This window comes from Arthrobacter sp. H5, from assembly GCF_000520595.1.
GTDB lineage: Bacteria > Actinomycetota > Actinomycetes > Actinomycetales > Micrococcaceae > Arthrobacter_D.
The window spans coordinates 12,249-28,812 of record NZ_KI914978.1 but is presented as its reverse complement, the minus strand read 5'-3'; the positions used below and the strand labels follow the sequence as shown (position 1 = coordinate 28,812).

At 62.0% G+C, this 16,564-nt stretch carries 18 protein-coding genes, 2 tRNA genes, 1 other RNA gene and 1 pseudogene; 13 read left to right on the top strand and 9 right to left on the bottom strand.

Annotated elements, in window-relative coordinates:
* A partial coding sequence (locus Y708_RS0101905; RefSeq protein ID WP_028278603.1) for an NAD-dependent epimerase/dehydratase family protein occupies positions 1 to 974 on the bottom strand: 974 nt, incomplete at its 3' end.
* Positions 975 to 1,076: 102 nt separating this feature from the next.
* Between Y708_RS0101905 and Y708_RS22300 the strand changes: the two genes are divergently transcribed.
* Both Y708_RS22300 and Y708_RS0101895 read left to right on the top strand, forming a co-directional pair.
* A complete protein-coding gene (locus tag Y708_RS22300; protein WP_051478443.1) occupies positions 1,077 to 1,721 on the top strand; it encodes a mechanosensitive ion channel family protein in 645 nt (214 codons plus the stop codon).
* Entirely contained in the window at positions 1,718 to 2,191 is a 474-nt protein-coding gene (locus tag Y708_RS0101895; RefSeq protein WP_028278602.1) for a globin, read from the top strand. The genes Y708_RS22300 and Y708_RS0101895 overlap by 4 nt, the downstream gene beginning before the upstream one ends.
* A gap of 19 nt (positions 2,192 to 2,210) precedes the next feature.
* Here Y708_RS0101895 and Y708_RS0101890 read toward each other — a convergent pair whose 3' ends face one another.
* On the bottom strand, positions 2,211 to 2,882 hold the full coding sequence (locus Y708_RS0101890) for a DUF8185 domain-containing protein (RefSeq protein WP_028278601.1): 672 nt from the start codon (positions 2,880 to 2,882) through the stop codon (positions 2,211 to 2,213).
* Positions 2,883 to 3,054: 172 nt separating this feature from the next.
* Between Y708_RS0101890 and Y708_RS0101885 the strand changes: the two genes are divergently transcribed.
* Positions 3,055 to 4,020 carry an acyl-CoA thioesterase gene (locus tag Y708_RS0101885; protein WP_028278600.1) on the top strand — a complete coding sequence of 322 codons (966 nt, stop codon included), beginning with the start codon at positions 3,055 to 3,057 and terminating at the stop codon, positions 4,018 to 4,020.
* Between the two features lie 119 nt (positions 4,021 to 4,139).
* On the opposite strand, the gene ettA is transcribed toward Y708_RS0101885, so the two are convergent.
* The 3 genes from ettA to ssb form a co-directional block, all read right to left on the bottom strand.
* Entirely contained in the window at positions 4,140 to 5,822 is a 1,683-nt protein-coding gene (ettA, locus tag Y708_RS0101880; protein ID WP_028278599.1) for an energy-dependent translational throttle protein EttA, read from the bottom strand.
* Positions 5,823 to 5,921: 99 nt separating this feature from the next.
* Positions 5,922 to 6,458, bottom strand: a complete 537-nt coding sequence (locus tag Y708_RS30695; RefSeq protein WP_253905658.1) for a DUF6993 domain-containing protein — start codon at positions 6,456 to 6,458, stop codon at positions 5,922 to 5,924.
* Between the two features lie 42 nt (positions 6,459 to 6,500).
* Positions 6,501 to 7,058, bottom strand: a complete 558-nt coding sequence (ssb, locus tag Y708_RS27280) for a single-stranded DNA-binding protein (RefSeq protein WP_051478441.1) — start codon at positions 7,056 to 7,058, stop codon at positions 6,501 to 6,503.
* Positions 7,059 to 7,258: 200 nt separating this feature from the next.
* On the opposite strand from ssb, the gene Y708_RS0101865 reads away from it, so the two are divergent.
* Positions 7,259 to 7,331 (top strand) — tRNA-Arg (locus Y708_RS0101865).
* Between the two features lie 4 nt (positions 7,332 to 7,335).
* Here the strand turns inward: Y708_RS0101865 and Y708_RS0101860 are convergent.
* Positions 7,336 to 7,746, bottom strand: a complete 411-nt coding sequence (locus tag Y708_RS0101860) for a DUF3224 domain-containing protein (RefSeq protein ID WP_028278598.1) — start codon at positions 7,744 to 7,746, stop codon at positions 7,336 to 7,338.
* Positions 7,747 to 7,798: 52 nt separating this feature from the next.
* On the bottom strand, positions 7,799 to 9,307 hold the full coding sequence (gene mptB, locus Y708_RS0101855) for a polyprenol phosphomannose-dependent alpha 1,6 mannosyltransferase MptB (RefSeq protein WP_035775055.1): 1,509 nt from the start codon (positions 9,305 to 9,307) through the stop codon (positions 7,799 to 7,801).
* Positions 9,308 to 9,587: 280 nt separating this feature from the next.
* On the opposite strand from mptB, the gene Y708_RS27275 reads away from it, so the two are divergent.
* From Y708_RS27275 to def, 5 genes are all read left to right on the top strand, one after another.
* Positions 9,588 to 10,046 carry a hypothetical protein gene (locus Y708_RS27275; RefSeq protein ID WP_028278596.1) on the top strand — a complete coding sequence of 153 codons (459 nt, stop codon included), beginning with the start codon at positions 9,588 to 9,590 and terminating at the stop codon, positions 10,044 to 10,046.
* Positions 10,047 to 10,101: 55 nt separating this feature from the next.
* Positions 10,102 to 10,704 carry an oligoribonuclease gene (gene orn, locus Y708_RS0101845; RefSeq protein ID WP_081746427.1) on the top strand — a complete coding sequence of 201 codons (603 nt, stop codon included), beginning with the start codon at positions 10,102 to 10,104 and terminating at the stop codon, positions 10,702 to 10,704.
* Positions 10,705 to 10,844: 140 nt separating this feature from the next.
* Positions 10,845 to 10,920, top strand: a tRNA-His gene (locus Y708_RS0101840).
* Positions 10,921 to 11,034: 114 nt separating this feature from the next.
* Positions 11,035 to 12,189 carry an acyl-CoA dehydrogenase family protein gene (locus tag Y708_RS0101835; RefSeq protein ID WP_028278594.1) on the top strand — a complete coding sequence of 385 codons (1,155 nt, stop codon included), beginning with the start codon at positions 11,035 to 11,037 and terminating at the stop codon, positions 12,187 to 12,189.
* A 31-nt stretch (positions 12,190 to 12,220) separates the two neighbouring features.
* Positions 12,221 to 12,793: a peptide deformylase gene (def, locus tag Y708_RS0101830; RefSeq protein ID WP_028278593.1), complete on the top strand. Its 573-nt coding sequence runs from the start codon at positions 12,221 to 12,223 to the stop codon at positions 12,791 to 12,793.
* A gap of 17 nt (positions 12,794 to 12,810) precedes the next feature.
* Here def and Y708_RS0101825 read toward each other — a convergent pair whose 3' ends face one another.
* The gene (locus Y708_RS0101825) at positions 12,811 to 14,079 is read right to left on the bottom strand and encodes an MFS transporter (protein ID WP_028278592.1); all 1,269 of its coding nucleotides are present in this window, start codon (positions 14,077 to 14,079) and stop codon (positions 12,811 to 12,813) included.
* Between the two features lie 220 nt (positions 14,080 to 14,299).
* Between Y708_RS0101825 and Y708_RS27985 the strand changes: the two are divergent.
* From Y708_RS27985 to Y708_RS0101815, 4 genes and pseudogenes are all read left to right on the top strand, one after another.
* Positions 14,300 to 14,512 (top strand): annotated as a pseudogene (locus Y708_RS27985) (hydrogenase maturation nickel metallochaperone HypA); the annotation flags it as partial.
* A gap of 47 nt (positions 14,513 to 14,559) precedes the next feature.
* Complete coding sequence (locus Y708_RS30690) at positions 14,560 to 14,895, top strand: iron chelate uptake ABC transporter family permease subunit (RefSeq protein WP_051478439.1); 336 nt, start codon at positions 14,560 to 14,562, stop codon at positions 14,893 to 14,895.
* A complete protein-coding gene (locus tag Y708_RS30685) occupies positions 14,886 to 15,314 on the top strand; it encodes a FecCD family ABC transporter permease (RefSeq protein ID WP_051478435.1) in 429 nt (142 codons plus the stop codon). Before Y708_RS30690 ends, Y708_RS30685 begins: the two co-directional genes overlap by 10 nt.
* Positions 15,307 to 16,095 carry an ABC transporter ATP-binding protein gene (locus tag Y708_RS0101815; protein WP_028278591.1) on the top strand — a complete coding sequence of 263 codons (789 nt, stop codon included), beginning with the start codon at positions 15,307 to 15,309 and terminating at the stop codon, positions 16,093 to 16,095. The genes Y708_RS30685 and Y708_RS0101815 overlap by 8 nt, the downstream gene beginning before the upstream one ends.
* A gap of 5 nt (positions 16,096 to 16,100) precedes the next feature.
* Here Y708_RS0101815 and rnpB read toward each other — a convergent pair.
* Positions 16,101 to 16,502, bottom strand: an RNA gene (gene rnpB, locus Y708_RS27300) — RNase P RNA component class A.
* Positions 16,503 to 16,564 lie beyond the last annotated feature (62 nt).

The following is a 16,564-nucleotide window of genomic DNA, read 5'->3' as shown; positions in this document are numbered from 1 at the left end:
CCGGCGAGCTCCGCCAGCAGCTTCTCCTCCGTCTCCGGAAGAAGACCGGACTTCCGCCCACGGGTGAGTCCCCGCCGTCGTTCATCCTCCAATACCCGCGCGATGGTCTCCTCGACTGGACGTAATGCCAGCCCGTTGACCCGCGCCGCCGCGGAGGAGCGCGCTGCGAACCCTTCATAGCCGTCCGGCAGCCAGTGCGGCAACGAGTCCGGACCCGCCCAATAGGCGACTCCACAGTCCGTCAACCATGCCGGTGGCGCCCACCCGATACCGCCGTCGAACCCTGCCACCTTCACTGTGGCGTCCAGGAGTTCACCGAATGGAATTGACGGGCCAAGAGCGTTGTAGGTTCCAGTCACCAGGTTTTCAGCACACTGGACAATCCAGAGGGCAAGGTCGTCGACGTCGATGGTCTGGGTGTGGGCATCCCGGATCTCCGGAGCGAGTACCTCACCACCCTGAGCGAGCCGGGCTGGCCAATAGCCAAACCGGTCGCTGCCATCGCCCGGGCCGCAGATCAGCCCCGGCCTGGCGATAAGCAAGCGATCCCCCAGTGCGTCGGCGCAAGCCTCTTCGCAGGCGACCTTCGCCTCGCCGTACTGTTCGGCGGAAGCCGGACCGCCGCCGTCGTACGCTGGCAGAAGCTGCGCCCTCTCGTCCTGGCCCGGGGTCCCATTGTCCGCGTAGACGGAACAGCTGGAGACGAATGTCCAGTGGCGCGCGCGCCCGCCGAGGGCAGTCAACGCTTCCCGGACCTGCCGGGGATCACTGGAAACGTCGACGACGGCGTCCCACTCCCCTGCCAGGCCGTAAGCGTGCGGCTGGTCCCGGTCAGCCTGGATAAAGGCCACGCCGTCCGGTGGTGCGCTGGATGTTCCGCGGGCCAGGCAGGTCACATTATGGCCAGATTCAACAGCCATCACCGCAATTCGCCGGGAGAGAAATACTGTGCCGCCAAGGATCAGAATGCGCATCCACCCAGCCTACGGCGGTAGCCTATTGATGGCCCCCGGGCCTACCGGCAGACACGATTCCGGTAGTGAAAAGCCACACCAAAAGGAAGCGTCGGAGCACTCATGCAGTTTCTGGACCATCTCGGAGTCGGCGGAGACCTTATCGGAGCGGCAATCATCATTGTTGTGGCCCTGCTCATTTGGCTGGTCCTCCGGTTCCTCATTAATCGCATGGTGGGCCGGGTTCAGCACGGTTACGAGATGCTGAAGAAGCCGCATTTCAAATGGGCCCAGCCGGTGCTCAGATCTCTGGATGACAAGCGCCGCACCCAACGCGCTGAAACCATTGGTTCACTGTTGCGCAGTGTGTCGGGGGTTGGGATTGCCATCATCGCCGTCATCATGGCACTGAGCGAGATCGGCCTCAACATCGGACCCATCCTCGCGAGCGTCGGCATTGTGGGTATCGCCATTGGCTTCGGAGCCCGAGAGATCATCCGCGATGCCTTTCTTGGCTTTTTCATCACCATCGAGGACCAGTACGGCATCGGCGATGTCATTGAGGTGGGTGACACCGTGGGGGTGGTTCAATCGGTGGGGCTGCGGATTACCCGGATGGTCGATGAAAACGGAACCATCTGGTATATCCGCAACGGCGACATCATGAAAGTGGGTAACCGTTCACAGGGAAATTATGTAGAACCGGAGAAGCCCCAGGAAACGAGTCAACCCACCACGACAACAGGTACGGCAGGTAAGGCAACATGAGCGAAGACTCACAGAACGGAATTCCCATCCAGTCACGGTTTGGCGAGCCCATCGCCCGACTGACACCCGTGGGTCCGCGGTTTGACCAGCCCGCCTATACCGACAACTTTTACGAAGCCGTGGGCGGCCACGAGGTCTTCACGAAACTGGTTGACGCTTTCTATGAGGGCGTAGCCGGCGATGATGTGCTGCGGCCCATGTACCCGGAAGAGGATCTTGGACCTGCCAAACAGCGGCTGCTCATGTTCCTGGAGCAGTACTGGGGAGGGCCGCGGACCTACGGCGAACAACGCGGACATCCGCGCCTGCGGATGCGGCATCAGCCGTTCCACGTGACTCCCCTGGCGCGTGACCACTGGCTGGAACACATGCGTCACGCTGTCGATTCGCTTGCCTTGTCACCGCTGCATGAGGCAACGCTCTGGGATTATCTGGAACGGGCAGCACATTCGATGGTCAATTCCGCGTAGCAAACAACACCGCGCAGTTCTAAAGGACAGCTGCCGGGCGCGCCAGGACGTGACCCACCGGTGTGCTGACCCGGATCCAGCGTCCATTCGTGAAGACATCCGCCAGCATCTCCGGATTCAGGAATCCAAGCGCAAAGGCACCGAAGGCGGCACCGGCCGGGATAGGCACGTCCAGTCCCTCGATTGGACGCCCCCATATTGCGCCGCGGGCGTTGTTGACGATGAGGGCCCCCGGGCTGTTGGGAACAGTTTCCGCAACTTCGTGTATTCCAGCGCGGGCGGCATCCAGCAACGTCCCCGCTTCAACGGGCCCCTCGGCCATCCAGCCCGCGCGGGGAGGCAGTACCCCGGTCCAGCTTTCGGTGACGGTTGCGGGCGGAACGCTCAGAACGACGTCCTTCTCTGCCATCCGCGCCAACCTGTCCGACACTGACGCGAGCGACACCGTGGTGTCCACTTCCGCTGCGTCCGCCAGGGGCATGGTCCGCAGCCCCAGCACCGTCGGCGTGGCCTCGCCCAGGGCGCGCGGGCGGAGAATGCACACGTAGGCCGCAAGGATCTTCCCGGAGGCCTGCAGGACCACCGCGCCGTCCTCGGCCGCACGGGCGCGCACCACAAAAGTCCTCAGGTCGGCGGCCACCTGGCGGTCGGCAAAGACAAGGTTGTTCGCTGAAACCGCATCCGTAGCCATACAGCCATCCTGTCAAAGGCTTTCCGTGGCGCCTAACGCGTGCGTAGCCGTTCGACACGGGCACGCGCGGTTGAGGGTTAACGGGCGGTACGTCTAAGGTCGGGTGTAGTCCCACAGCCTGAGTTGGCCGGGAATGAAGTCCACCCGCCCACAGCGAGGAGCTGCGCACCCCATGTCTGCTGAGTCGATGCCGGATCCCACACTGACGCTCCTTGACCTGCTGGATCTCAGCGAGGCCCAGGGGGCGCAGACTGATGAGGAGATCTTTGTCACTACGCCGGTCAAGCAACCCGGCCGGCGCGTCTTTGGCGGGCAGGTCCTCGCGCAGTCGCTGGTCGCGGCCATCCGCACTGTGGAACCCACCCGTGAGGTGCACTCAATGCACGGCTACTTCCTCCGTGCGGGCGATGCTCAGCTGCCCATCACCTTTGGCGTCCAACGGCTGCGGGACGGCCGTTCGTTTTCCGCGCGGCGCGCACACGCCTACCAAAATGGTGTCCCGATCCTTTCGATGATCGCGTCTTTTCAGGAGCCCGACGACGGCGTGATCCACCAGGAGCCAATGCCTGCCGACATTCCAGACCCGGAATCGCTGCCCAGCACCGCCGACCTGCTGGGCGGTTTCGACCACCCAGTGGCACGTGCCTGGGCCTTCGACCGACCCTTCGATATCCGCCACATCGACAGTCCGCTGTATGTCGAGAACACCGGCGCTCGGGAACCGGTCAACGCTGTCTGGATGAAGACCTTCGGGCCGATGCCCGACGACCAGACCATTCACCGTGCTGCACTCGCCTACGCCAGCGACTACACGCTGCTTGAGTCGATCCTTCGGCCACATGGGCTCAGTTGGATTCAGCCCCGCATGAGCGTTGCCAGCCTGGACCATGCAATGTGGTGGCACCGTCCGGTGCGGGTGGATGAATGGCTCCTCTATGTACAGGAGTCCCCGAGTGCCTCGGGTGCTCGCGGACTCGCCACGGGGAAGATTTACAGCCGCACCGGCGAACTTTTGGCGACCGTCGCGCAGGAGGGAATGGTCCGCGTGCCCACCGACATGGGGTCCAAGATGAAGGGTGCCGTGCAGAAGAAGCTCATGGACCAGAAGATGAAGCGCTGGTCTGGGAAGTCCACCTAAAGCCAACGCAGCGCCACGTCCAGGGCAGGAAGCTTTTCCGCCTCATCCCCGTTTGCCCAACGCGCGAGGGCACCCACCCTCAACGGATGAGCGCCCTCGCAGGTAGTACTTTTCCGACTCTAGTCCCGCGTGAGTCGGCGGTGGGTCACCCGGTGCGGTTTTGCCGCGTCCGGACCAAGCCGCTCGATCTTATTCTCCTCATAAGCTTCAAAGTTTCCTTCGAACCAGTACCACTTGTCAGGGTCCTCGTCGGTCCCTTCGTACGACAGAATGTGTGTGGCCACCCGGTCAAGGAACCACCGGTCGTGCGATACCACCACGGCACATCCCGGAAACTCCAAAAGCGCATTCTCAAGGCTGGACAGTGTCTCCACGTCGAGGTCGTTTGTGGGCTCATCGAGCAGCAGCAGGTTTCCGCCCTGCTTCAGAGTCAGCGCGAGGTTCAGCCGGTTGCGCTCCCCGCCCGAGAGCACACCCGCCTTCTTCTGCTGGTCAGGTCCCTTGAATCCAAAGGCCGAAACGTAGGCACGTGAGGGCATCTCCACCTGACCAACCTGGATGAAGTCGAGGCCGTCGGACACCACTTCCCACAGGGACTTGTTCGGGTCGATTCCTCCTCTGGACTGATCAACGTAGGAGATTTTGACGGAATCGCCGATCCTCAACTCTCCGCTATCAAGGGGTTCGAGCCCGACGATGGTCTTGAAGAGCGTGGTCTTGCCCACACCGTTTGGTCCGATCACGCCAACGATCCCGTTTCGCGGAAGGGAGAAGGACAGCCCGTCAATCAGGATGCGGTCGTCGTAGCCCTTCCGGATGTCGTGGGCCTCGATCACCTGACTGCCGAGCCGTGGACCCGCGGGAATCTGGATCTCCTCGAAGTCGAGTTTTTTGGTGCGCTCCGCTTCCGCAACCATCTCCTCGTACCGTCCCAGACGGGCCTTGGACTTGGTCTGGCGTCCCTTGGCGTTGGAACGAACCCACTCAAGCTCGTCGGTCAGTCGCCTGGACAGCTTCTGATCCTTTTTGCCCTGGACTTCCAAACGCGCGCGCTTCTTCTCCAGATAGGTCGAGTAGTTTCCTTCATACGGATACAGGTGGCCGCGATCCACCTCGGCGATCCACTGAGCCACGTGGTCAAGAAAGTACCGGTCGTGGGTGACAGCGAGCACGGCGCCTGGGTATGCAGAAAGGTGCTGCTCCAGCCACAGGACACTTTCCGCGTCAAGGTGGTTGGTGGGCTCGTCAAGCAGCAACAGGTCCGGCTTCTGCAACAACAGCTTGCACAATGCTACGCGGCGCCGCTCACCGCCCGAGAGAGTGGTCACCTCGGAGTCCGGCGGCGGACAGCGCAGCGCGTCCATGGCCTGCTCAAGCTGGGAATCCAGATCCCAGGCGTCCGCGGCGTCAATGGCTTCCTGAAGGTGCCCCATCTCCTCAAGAAGGGAATCGTAATCCGCATCGGGGTTGGCCATCTCTTCAGAGATCTCATTGAAGCGCTGGATCTTGCCGTGGATCTCACCAACGCCTTCCTGCACGTTGCCCAGCACTGTTTTTTCCTCGTTGAGGGGTGGCTCCTGCAGTAGGATTCCCACCGAGTACCCGGCGCTCAACCGCGCCTCACCATTCGAGGGGGTGTCCAGTCCGGCCATAATCTTAAGGATGGTGGACTTACCCGAACCGTTTGGTCCCACAACGCCGATCTTTGCGCCGGGTATGAAGGACATGCTTACGTCGTCCAGGATTACTTTGTCGCCGACAGCCTTGCGGGCCTTGGTCATCGTGTAGATAAATTCCGCCATGCAATAAGGCTAGTGCGTCCGTGGGCACAACACACATTCACGCGGTATTGCGGACTTCCCGCCACCCCGTCCGCCGTCATTATTGGAATTCACCACGCGTCAGCGTTGATCACCCACAAAACAAAGACCGCTGGCCAGGACGGGGAGAAGGGACACAACAGCGCTACCATCACGGATCTGGCCCACCACACAGGTAGCGCCCACCGGGCTGGCAGCCTGGATGGCGTCCACTTCGAGGCCGGTCGGGGTGACATCCAGTGAAACCTCCACCGCGTCCTCCGCAATGCCGGCGTCCACGAAAGCGTTCACCATTTCCCCGCGGGTTGGACTGGATGAGTCGGCCGCGAGCTCCACCAGCGCAGCGGTCACCCCGCCGACAGCAGCCTCCGCCTCCGTGGACGCGCTGGGCTCGGCGTCCGGTGCCGTCGGCTCTTGTTCCGGCTGATCGACGGCACCCGAACCAGCGCCCTCCCCAGTGCGTGCTTCGATGGACCGTTGATCCGAAGCCAGTGGAGACTGGGGATCGGCCGGACCCGTCTCCGGAGCACAGCCCGCAACAGCCAGAAGGGAAACCAGCAGCACCGCAGGGGCCAGCCGTCCCGCGATCCGCCAGCGTGGTCGGGTTGATGAGTTCACGCCTGCCATTCTGTCATGCGCGAAGCGGTTGCACCCCGGTTCCTAGAACGGCGCCCCTGCCTTTTCTTCCGCTTCTTTCCCGCTTGAAATGGATTGATCTTCCTCATCGGCGGAACTGGACATATCGGAGTAATCAGTTGGTGCGGCATCGAGCTGCTGAAGCTCCCCGGTCCGCAGATCCAACCCGGGTGGCAGATCCTCGGGCGCCTGCAGTTGCTGCGCGCCGTCGTCGTTCCTGTCGCTCACTGATCGGCGGAAGTTGGCAGTGCCCCACATCAGATCATGACCGGCGGCGTCTGCATCAATTTCCGCAGTTGTTCCGCTGCGCCCGTCTTCATTAGTCCAGGGCCGGATCCGCAGCCGGCCCGTCACCAGCACACGATCCCCCTTTTTGATACTGCAGCCCGCATTTGTGGCCAACTGCCGGAAAAGCGAGACCGAGTACCAGTTGGTGTGACCGTCTACCCATTCGTTGCGGGCGCGGTCGAACCGCCGTTCCGTGGAGCACATGCGGAAGCTGGTGATGGCCAGTCCGCTGTTAGCTACCGACGCCCTTACTTCAGTTGCTACGTAGCCCCGCACCGTAATGTTGTCACTCATGGGATTTCCCTTCGACTCTGAAATCGGCTGAACCGCCGGCAGTTCCAGTGTTGATCGCCGGAGCGCCAGTCGGACGGGAAAAGGACGTCTTGTGGAAAACCCTCCCGAAAATTTGCCGCTGTGCAGGAGATGTCGCAGACTTGGACGAGTCAAAACACGCAGTAAACTTGGGCCGTGGCCCGTGTTTTTGCCGCACCACTGCCCCCGTAGCTCAATGGATAGAGCAACGGCCTTCTAATCCGTAGGTTGCGCGTTCGAGTCGCGCCGGGGGCACCCTTCAAGACGCAAACGTAACCCGCAGCTCAAGGTGATGCTGGCCGGAGGCGTCCTGCGAGTAGACCGCTTTACCGGAGATGCCGGCCAGCCCATGGGTCCCCGAACCGGGAATGATATGCCCGGAACTCGCGGCTGCGGCGCCCTCCGCCAGCCCCCAGTGCTGAACGATCATGCTGCCGGAGCGGCCCTCGAATGAGCCGTTGAAAACCTCTGACGCCACATAGCCGGCTCCCCTGCTGTTGCCGGCCATGAGGAGTTCCGCGATGCTGGTTCCTTCGATCGCACCATTGAAGACTTTTGACGCCCGTACTCGGCTGAGCTCACTCTCGCTGCCGTCAACCTGGTAGGTTTCGGGCTGCCAATCCGAGATGTCGAAGCTGCCGCTGATAATGTGCTCTTCCGATTCCGTCATGGCACTAAGTATTGCGGTTTGCACCACGGAATGCATGCCGTACCGGATCACATCACTGCGGTGCGCTGAGCGCCGGTTCCTGGAATCGTTTGCGGAACAGGGTTTTTGTGCGGGGATCAAGAAACACCAGGTACAGGGCGAAGGCCACACCAACGACGGCGGCTATCTGGCGTGCGGTGTTGAGGGCCAGATCGATATAGGGGAAGATATCAAGCTGGTCCGAGATTGCGTAGATCATGAAGAATGAAACCAGGAAGTACAGGGTTTTCACCTGCCAGTCGTCACGGATGCCGGTCACCGCGAACAGCGGAATCAACCAGACCACGTACCAGGACTGAATCATCGGAGCGAGGAATACGATCGCGGCAAAAGCGAGCGCCAAGCGCCGCACCAGCCGGCTGTGCTCGCCGCGGAAAACCTGCCACCCGATGACCACCAGTGAAAGTCCCCGGCCAATCAAATGCACGACGTCGGCCAGTGATCCCCCGTTGAGTCCCAGCGCATTGCCAAGCAGCGCCACAACCATCCCCAGGAACCCGATGGGCGCGTACCAGATCCACACGCTGCCGGGAGTGCTGAGTGCACCCACCCAGCCGAATCCGAGGCCGTTAGCAACCCCAAGCAGCCACAGCAAACCAAGGGAGAGTCCGGCCGTCATGGCCCAATAAAGTACCTTTCGCGGCCAGCTGGCTCCTTTGCCCGCCCACATCAGGCCGATGAACGGCAGGAAAATCAGGGTGATCGGCTTGACACCAATTGACAGTGTTATCAGCGCAATGGCGGGAAGGAAGCGGCTCTTAGCCGCCAGGTAAAGTCCTGCCAGTGCCAGCCCCATCATCAGTGAGTCGTTATGGATGCTGGCAATGAAGTTGGTGAGGAACAGCGGATTCGCGGCGGTGAGCCACAGTGCGCGGTTGGGGTTAACGCCATGCAGCTCGGCAAGTTTTGGTACAAAGTAGACACAGAGCACAACACCGGCGATGGCGATGATGCGGAACAGGAGGATAGAGAAGTCCGGCTGCCCGCCGGTTGCCCGCACCACCAGTTCCTCAAGCCACAGGAAAACCGGACCGTAGGGGGTTGGGCTTTGCGCCCACAGGTCATCGGCGCCTATCTGCAGGTAGTTGGATATCTGCGAATAGCCGTCCACGTATGGGTTGAGGCCCGCCACCATTACCTGCCCCTGGGCAATGTAGGCAAACACATCCCTGCTGAACAGCGGCAGCGCCAGACACATCGGGGCCGCCCAGGCGATGATCGACTTCAGGATGATGGGCCGCGTTTCAGGGCCCCACCCGTGGAGCCGCTGTCCCAGTCGAAGCCAGGACCGGACAAGGAGCATGCCGCCAAATGCCAGGAGAATGACTGAAATCACAGCACCAGGTGGCTCAAATCTTAGCCAGATGATCAACGGGATTCGGCGAAGCTCGACTGACGCCAGCGAAAGCCAGCCCACTCCGAGTGAACCCATCAGCATCAGCATTGATCCAACGAATCCTTGGATGATTGCGATGTTTGGCCGCCCCACGTGGGATTGTTCCGCGGGCCTTAGGGCGGTCATCGAGGTGGATCCAATCCTTTGGGTTGAATGCAGGAAAATGTTCGCATTGACGGTTTGGCCATCAAATCGGCCTGACCGCCCGGCACCCATCACGCAGCTGCAGGGAAGTGCACTGATTTTAGCATTGCGACTTTTGAGCGTCCCGCACGCGCTCCGGGCAGTGCGCAGGTGTCCCGGGAGCCACCATAGACTGGATCAGTCAGGATCCAAGCAAAGGTTAAGGCGGTTGATGGCTGTGGGGCGCCATAGGGCAGAACCTCCGAAGAGAGTCGCGGAGACAGTGCGGTTTGATGCTGGCCTGCCACTCTGGGGCTTGTTCATGGTTGCGGTATGTGCCTTGGCTATGGGCGTACTGGGAGTCGGGGTCACTGGCAACGCCCTCATCACTTCCGTACTGGGCCTGGGGTTCATCCTGGTGTGGCTGCTTGGCCGATCCAACGCCCACCGCCAGCGGCTGGCTCTGCAGGTTTCCATTGGCCCGGTTCCAGAGAGTACCGACACCATCCCGGACTCGTGTGCGCCCGCAGCAACCTCATCGGAGCACGACGACTGCCCTGCTTCAGAACCGGCGCTGTCCCACCACGATTCAGCCTGGCCCAGCCGATGGACCAGCACCTTTGGACCACCGGAGACCGGCCAGCTGCCGGTGCAGCGGTATGTCACGCGAACCCTCATGGAGGAGTCTGGCGGGAAAAGTCCGGGCAGTGACCTCCTCCAGTGGAGTCATGCACGTAGTTGACGGTCCGCTGCGCAGGTGCGGATTTGCGTGCCTTTCGGCGCGGTACATTTGACGGGTGCCAATAACAAACGAACATATTGTGTGGATTGACTGTGAAATGACCGGCCTCAATCTTGAGGCGGATGCCCTGATCGAGGTCGCCGTACTAGTCACGGACTCCGAGTTGAACGTTCTGGGCGAGGGCGTGGATGTTGTTATCAGGCCGACTGATGCTGCGCTTTCACAGATGAGTGATTTTGTCCGTGCCATGCACACCTCCTCCGGCCTGCTCGACGAGCTGTCGGGCGGTATCACGCTCCAGGAGGCCCAGACGCGGGTGCTGGAATACATCACCGCGTGGGTGCCTGATCCAAACAAAGCACAACTCGCAGGCAACTCCGTGGGGACGGACCGAATGTTCCTTGCACGCGATATGCCAACGATCGTGGACCATTTGCATTACCGCATCATCGATGTGTCCACCATCAAGGAGCTGGCTCGACGCTGGTTCACCCGCGCCTACTTTCAAGCGCCCGCAAAGAGCGGCGGACACCGTGCGCTCGGCGATATCAGAGATTCCATCCGTGAACTCCAGTACTACCGCGAGGCAGTCTTTGTTCCGGGCCCGGGCCCGGATTCCGCTGCCAGCAAAGCGATTGCCGGTCGGTTTCTGTCCTAGGCGCATCTTCAGCCGGGCCGGTCGGCACGGTGGCGTGCGGGTCGAAAAATGTGTGTAAAATTGACTGCGCTGCCTTTTGCAGATCAGGATGCGGTCGCCGGGCAACGGCACACGCAGCCAGAGAAGCGCACAGGCACATGGTGGGTATAGCTCAGTTGGTAGAGCGCCTGGTTGTGGTCCAGGAGGTCGCGGGTTCAAAACCCGTTACTCACCCCAAGGGAGACCTGCGGCTCCGGCCGTGGGTAACCACGATGGCCATCTGCGGATATGTCCCCGGGTGGCCATTGTTGTATCCGGCGGACATTGTTCATGTTGACGGGGAAGGAACCCATGGAACGCGCACTGTTCGAGGAAGACCACGAGCTCTTCCGTGAAGTGGCCCAGGAATTTAACTCCCGTGAAATAGCACCGCATTACCCCACGTGGGACTCCGAACGCATGATCCCCCGGCAAATGTGGACTGCAGCAGGCGAACAGGGCCTGCTGGGCCTCGCGGTTCCCGAGGAATTCGGCGGCGCGGGAATGCCGGATTACCGTTTTCGTGCCGTTCTGGACGAGGAGTTTGCAAAGAGCAACCACCTGTCTGCGGCCCTTGCCCTCCACCTCCACGATGACCTGGTGCTCCCCCACCTGCTGGCCTATGGATCGACCGAGCTGAAACAGCACTGGCTGCCGGCGATGGTTTCCGGCGAGAAGATCACCTCGATCGCCATGACCGAACCGGGTGCGGGCAGCGACCTGCGCGGTGTGCGCACCAAGGCAGTGCGCGACGGCGAAGACTGGCTTGTCAGTGGACAGAAGACTTTCATCGGCAACGGCATCAGCGGGGACGCCGCCCTGGTTCTTGCCCGCACGGACGGCTCCTCCGGGAGAGGCTCAACTGATTCCTTCTCGCTGTTCATGGTGGAAAAGTTGGAGGGTTACAACACCGGCAGGCAGCTCGACAAGATGGGCCTGAAAGCATCGGACACCGCCGAGATCTTCTTCGACAGTGTGAGAGTGCCGGCGGCGAATCTGGTGGGTGAGGTTGGGCAGGGGCTCCGCTACGCAGCTGAGCAGCTGCCACAGGGACGTCTGGCTATTGCTGTCGCGTCATCGGCGGTGGCACGTTCCGTCTATCAGGCCACGGTCGCCTATACCAAAGACCGCAATGCGTTTGGCGAGAGAGTCATCGACTTCCAGAACACCCGCTTTGAGCTTGCCGACGTCCTAACCGAGGTAGAGGTAACCGAAGCCTACGTTGATAAGGCCATGCTGGCATTTAACGCAGGCCAGCTGGACTCCAACAGCGCAGCACGGGTGAAGCTGTGGGCCAGCGAACGTGCCAAGTCGATTACCGACCGCTGCCTGCAGCTTCACGGCGGATACGGCTACATCCTTGAGTATCCGGTGGCCCAGGCTTTTCTGGCAGTGCGACTGCTGACCATCTTCGGCGGCACCAGCGAGATCATGCGCGACGTCGTCGGCCGCAGCATAGCCCGCTGAAACCGTCCCCGCGACCCACAGGAAATATCCAATGACCGTGCACCCCGTCACCATTACCGGCGAGCCGGTTCTTCACCAGCGGGCAGGCGCCGTCGAGCATTTCGATGATATCCTCCGCACCCTGATAGCAGACATGTTCGAAACCATGGACGAGGCAAATGGGGTGGGACTGGCTGCACCACAGATTGGGGTTGGTCAGCGCATTTTTGTCTACAACATGGCCAACGACGACGGCGTTCCCACCCGCGGGGTGCTGGTGAATCCCACACTGGTGGGGTCAAAAGTGTCCGGGGCGGATCCGGACGAGGACGAGGAGTCCGAGGGCTGCCTGTCGGTGCCCGGTGAGTCTTTCCCTCTGAAGCGGGCCGATTGGGTAAAGATCAATGGGTTTGATGGTGATGGCAGTCCACTTGAGTTTGAGGCCACAGGGTGGTTTGCACGGTGCATGCAGCATGAGTTCGACCACCTGAATGGCACGCTGTACGTGGACCGGCTGATCGGCAGATATGCACGCAGGGCACGCAAAGCCGTCAAGGAACAGGGCTGGGGAGTACCCGGCTTGACGTGGATGCCCGGAGTGGACCCTGACCCGTTTGGGCACTAGAACGGCGCATCAAAATCTCAGCCGGCGGTTGATTCCTCCGGTTCTAAATCTTCCAGTTGCCGAACGGTCCGCAGCGGACCCAAGAGAGCAACCAGAGGCGCCGCGAATGCCAGACACACACCAATGAATATAGCCTCGCGGATGCCCACAAGTTCCGCGAGTAGGCCGCCAATAATGCTGGCGATTCCCAGCATGCCCCAGCTGACCATCCTCGTGGCGGCGCCAAGCCGCCCCATCATCCCCGGCGGACAAACCCGCTGGCGGAAACTGGTTCCCACGACAATGTTCAAGGCGATGGATACCCCCATCACAAACATCCCGATCAGGCCGGGGATCATGCCTGTGCCCGGGGTCATGACCAGCAACGACGCATAACCGAAGACGCCGGGCACCATGGACCAGCGCCATACCGGACCCGAACCCAGCTTCTCGGTGATCCATTTCGCGCTGAGGCCGCCCACCGCTCCTCCAACAGAGGTGGCCGCCATCAGCACGCCCAGCCAGATCTCCGACTCGTTCAGTGTGCGGATGATCAGCAGCACCATCAGGGAGGCGACCATGCTCCCGCCCAGGTTCCAGAGCGCGGCATTGAAGAGAATGGCGCGTAGCGGAGCGGTGCTGAACGTATAGCGGAGGCCGTCGGTCATTTCACGGAAAATGTGCCGCTCGGTACGGTCCGGAGTTGCCTCCGTCAGTTTGAGCGAGGAAATGGCGACCAGCGAGGCAAACGAGGTGCCGACCTGCACAAGAAGCGAGTTGGAAGCGCCAAATACCACGCTCAGCCAGCCGGCAATGCCCCGCCCGGCGGCATCAGCCGAGGCCCCGGAGGCGGTCATGAGACCGTTGCCCTCCACCAACTCCTCCTTGGTCACCGCCTGCGGCACGAGCGCCTGGTCAGCAAGACTGAAGAAGACGGCCGAAAGCCCTGCGATAAAGGCAACGATGAACAAATGTGCCACCGTCATTACCCCAAGCCAATAGGCCACGGGCAGGGTTGCCAGAGCTAGAATCCGGCCAACGAGGGACCAGATGATGACCGGCTTTCGAGGCCACCGGTCAACCCACACACCAATGGGCAGTCCCAGCAGCAGCCAGGGAAGGAACGTCATTCCGGCGAGTGCCGCCACGGCAAAGTCGCTGGCCTGCAGCTCCACCGCCGCAATGATGGGCAGCGCGATGGACGCCACCGCGGTACCCAGAACCCCCACGGTCGCCGAGAGCCATAAAGCACGGAAGTTGGCGTTCCGAAGCACCAGCGACTTCCGTGGCGCCATCGTCTCGGTCATCCCCCTAGCGTAACGGAGGACACTGTCGGATCAATCAGTTTGCAGCTTTCCAAGGGCCGAATGCCGACTGCTCTTGACGAACCGATACTGGAGGCTGATGATGACCACTCCCACCCTAAACAACGATCGCGTGATTCTACTACCTGATGTTCCTCTCTAAGTCAAATTGACCTGTTGCGCAATCACTGCAGCGGGTTTACATTGAATCGAAGGGGTGGCAATGCGAATGCACGAGCTTTCGATCACTCAGGGCCTTGTTGACGCCGTTCTCGACAAGACCAAAGGTCGCCGTGTGCTGGAAGTCCGTGTTCAAATTGGACGGCTGTCCGGCGTGCTCCCCGATGCGATGCGGTTCTGCTTTGACTTGGTTTCCGAAGGCACTCCCTTGGCCGGCGCAGACCTTCTCATCGACGAACCGGACGGCCTGGCAGCATGCCGGACCTGCAGACGTGAATTGATTCTCCCCGACGCAATCCCGCTGTGCACCTGCTGGTCAGTCCCGACATCATCGGGGTTTCTGCCGGCGCCTCGCTCGGGGGTGCGCTCTCCCTGCTGCTGGGTCTGGGGTCGGGGTACCTGGTGGGTGGCGCCTTTGCCTTCGGGCTTGCGGCCCTCGGACTACTGTTCCTGGTCACCTCTGGACGTGGCGGCTCCCCGATGCTCATGATCGTGCTCGGTGGTGTGGTCACGGGTTCGTTCTTCTCCGCCCTGGTTTCCCTGGTGACCTATCTTGCGGACCCATTCACCACCCTCCCCGCGATTGTGTACTGGCTGCTCGGAAGCGTTGCCACCGCCACCTATGCCAAGTGCTGGTAGCAGCGATCCCCATCCTGGCGGGGGCCGCCGTCGTTCTTGCGCTGCGCTGGCGCGTCAATGTGCTCTCCCTTGGCGACGATGATGCAACCGCCCTCGGACTGCGGCCGCGCGCCCTTCGCTGGGTGATCCTGGCTGCGGTAGCGCTCATGGTGGCCGGAGCCGTTGCGGTCAGCGGTGTGGTGAGCTGGGTGGGCCTGGTCATCCCGCACCTGGTCCGCATGTGGGTGGGGCCGGATCACCGGGTGCTGCTTCCCGTGTCCTTCCTGGTTGGTGCGGCGTATCTCATTGCGGTGGATACCATCGCCCGCTCGGCAACGGCCGGGGAAATCCCGCTGGGCATCCTGACCGCCCTCATCGGTGCTCCGGTGTTTTTCTTCCTGCTGCGCCGCAACCGCGACAGGTTGTGGGACAGTGCTTGAACTCAGCGGTGTGGGCTGCGGTTACGCGCCGGGCCACTGGGTGTTCCGGGACGTGGGCTTCAGCGTCCCCCGCGGATCCGTGACGGCCATCCTTGGGCCCAACGGCAGCGGCAAGACCACCCTGGTGCGCTGCGCCGCCGGGCTACTGCAGCCCAGGGAGGGAACTGTTCGACGGGAGGACGCGGTGGGTTATGTTCCCCAGGCGCACGGCAGCTCCTTCGCCTACCGGGTGATCGATATGGTGCTCATGGGCCGCACGCGCAGAATCGGAATGTTCCGCTCCCCCGGCGCCGCCGACCGCACTGCGGCCATGAACGCGCTGGAACGGGTAGGAATCGACGAAATGGGTCAACGACTGTTTCCCACCCTCAGCGGCGGGGAACAACAGCTGGTTCTCATAGCACGCGCCATCGCCGCCGAATGCCCCACATTGATCCTCGACGAGCCGGCCACCGGATTGGATCTGAGGAACCAGGTACGGGTCCTCACCATGCTCCGGGAACTTGCGGCAGGAGGCTTTTCACTTTTGCTGAGCACCCACCACCCCGATCACGCGCTGTTCCTGGCCGACTCGGTGGTGCTGATGCGCAGGGATAGCGTGCGCGCCGGGAGCGCTGCGGGGTTACTCACGGCCCGGGAACTCTCAGCACTGTACGGCGTCCGGCTCAGCACCCACGATTACGTGGACGGGTACGACGGCGGAGCCACAGCACGCACGATCGTCACCCACTACGGCACAGCCTGGAAGGGGACCCCGGACGTGGATCGGCGTCCGGCTTGAGTGAGCGGATGGGCTGGCCGATACGCCGGGTTCTGTCATCCCGGACCGTTACCGGACCGGGAGAGGCAGCCATCCATCTACGAACGCCGTTGCCGGCGCCCTCCAGCGGCCTACCCGGACGCTCGGGCGGACAGCCCTCAAACGCGCCCTGTCTGGCCTTGCTCCGGGTGGGGTTTACCGAGCCGCACCGGTCACCCGGCACGCTGGTGGTCTCTTACACCACCGTTTCACCCTTACCGTCCGCACTGATCCGCGAAACGGCGGTCTGTTTTCTGTGGCACTGGCCTGCGGGTTACCCCGAGTGGGCGTTACCCACCACCCTGTCCTGTGGAGCCCGGACGTTCCTCGGTGTCCGGTCACTGTCCAAAAGAACAGAGCCCGCACAACGCGGCTGCCTGGCCAACCCATCCGTCATTGATTCTACGGTGCCCGGCGGACTGCGCGCACCGCCGCGGTCCGAGCAGCCGAC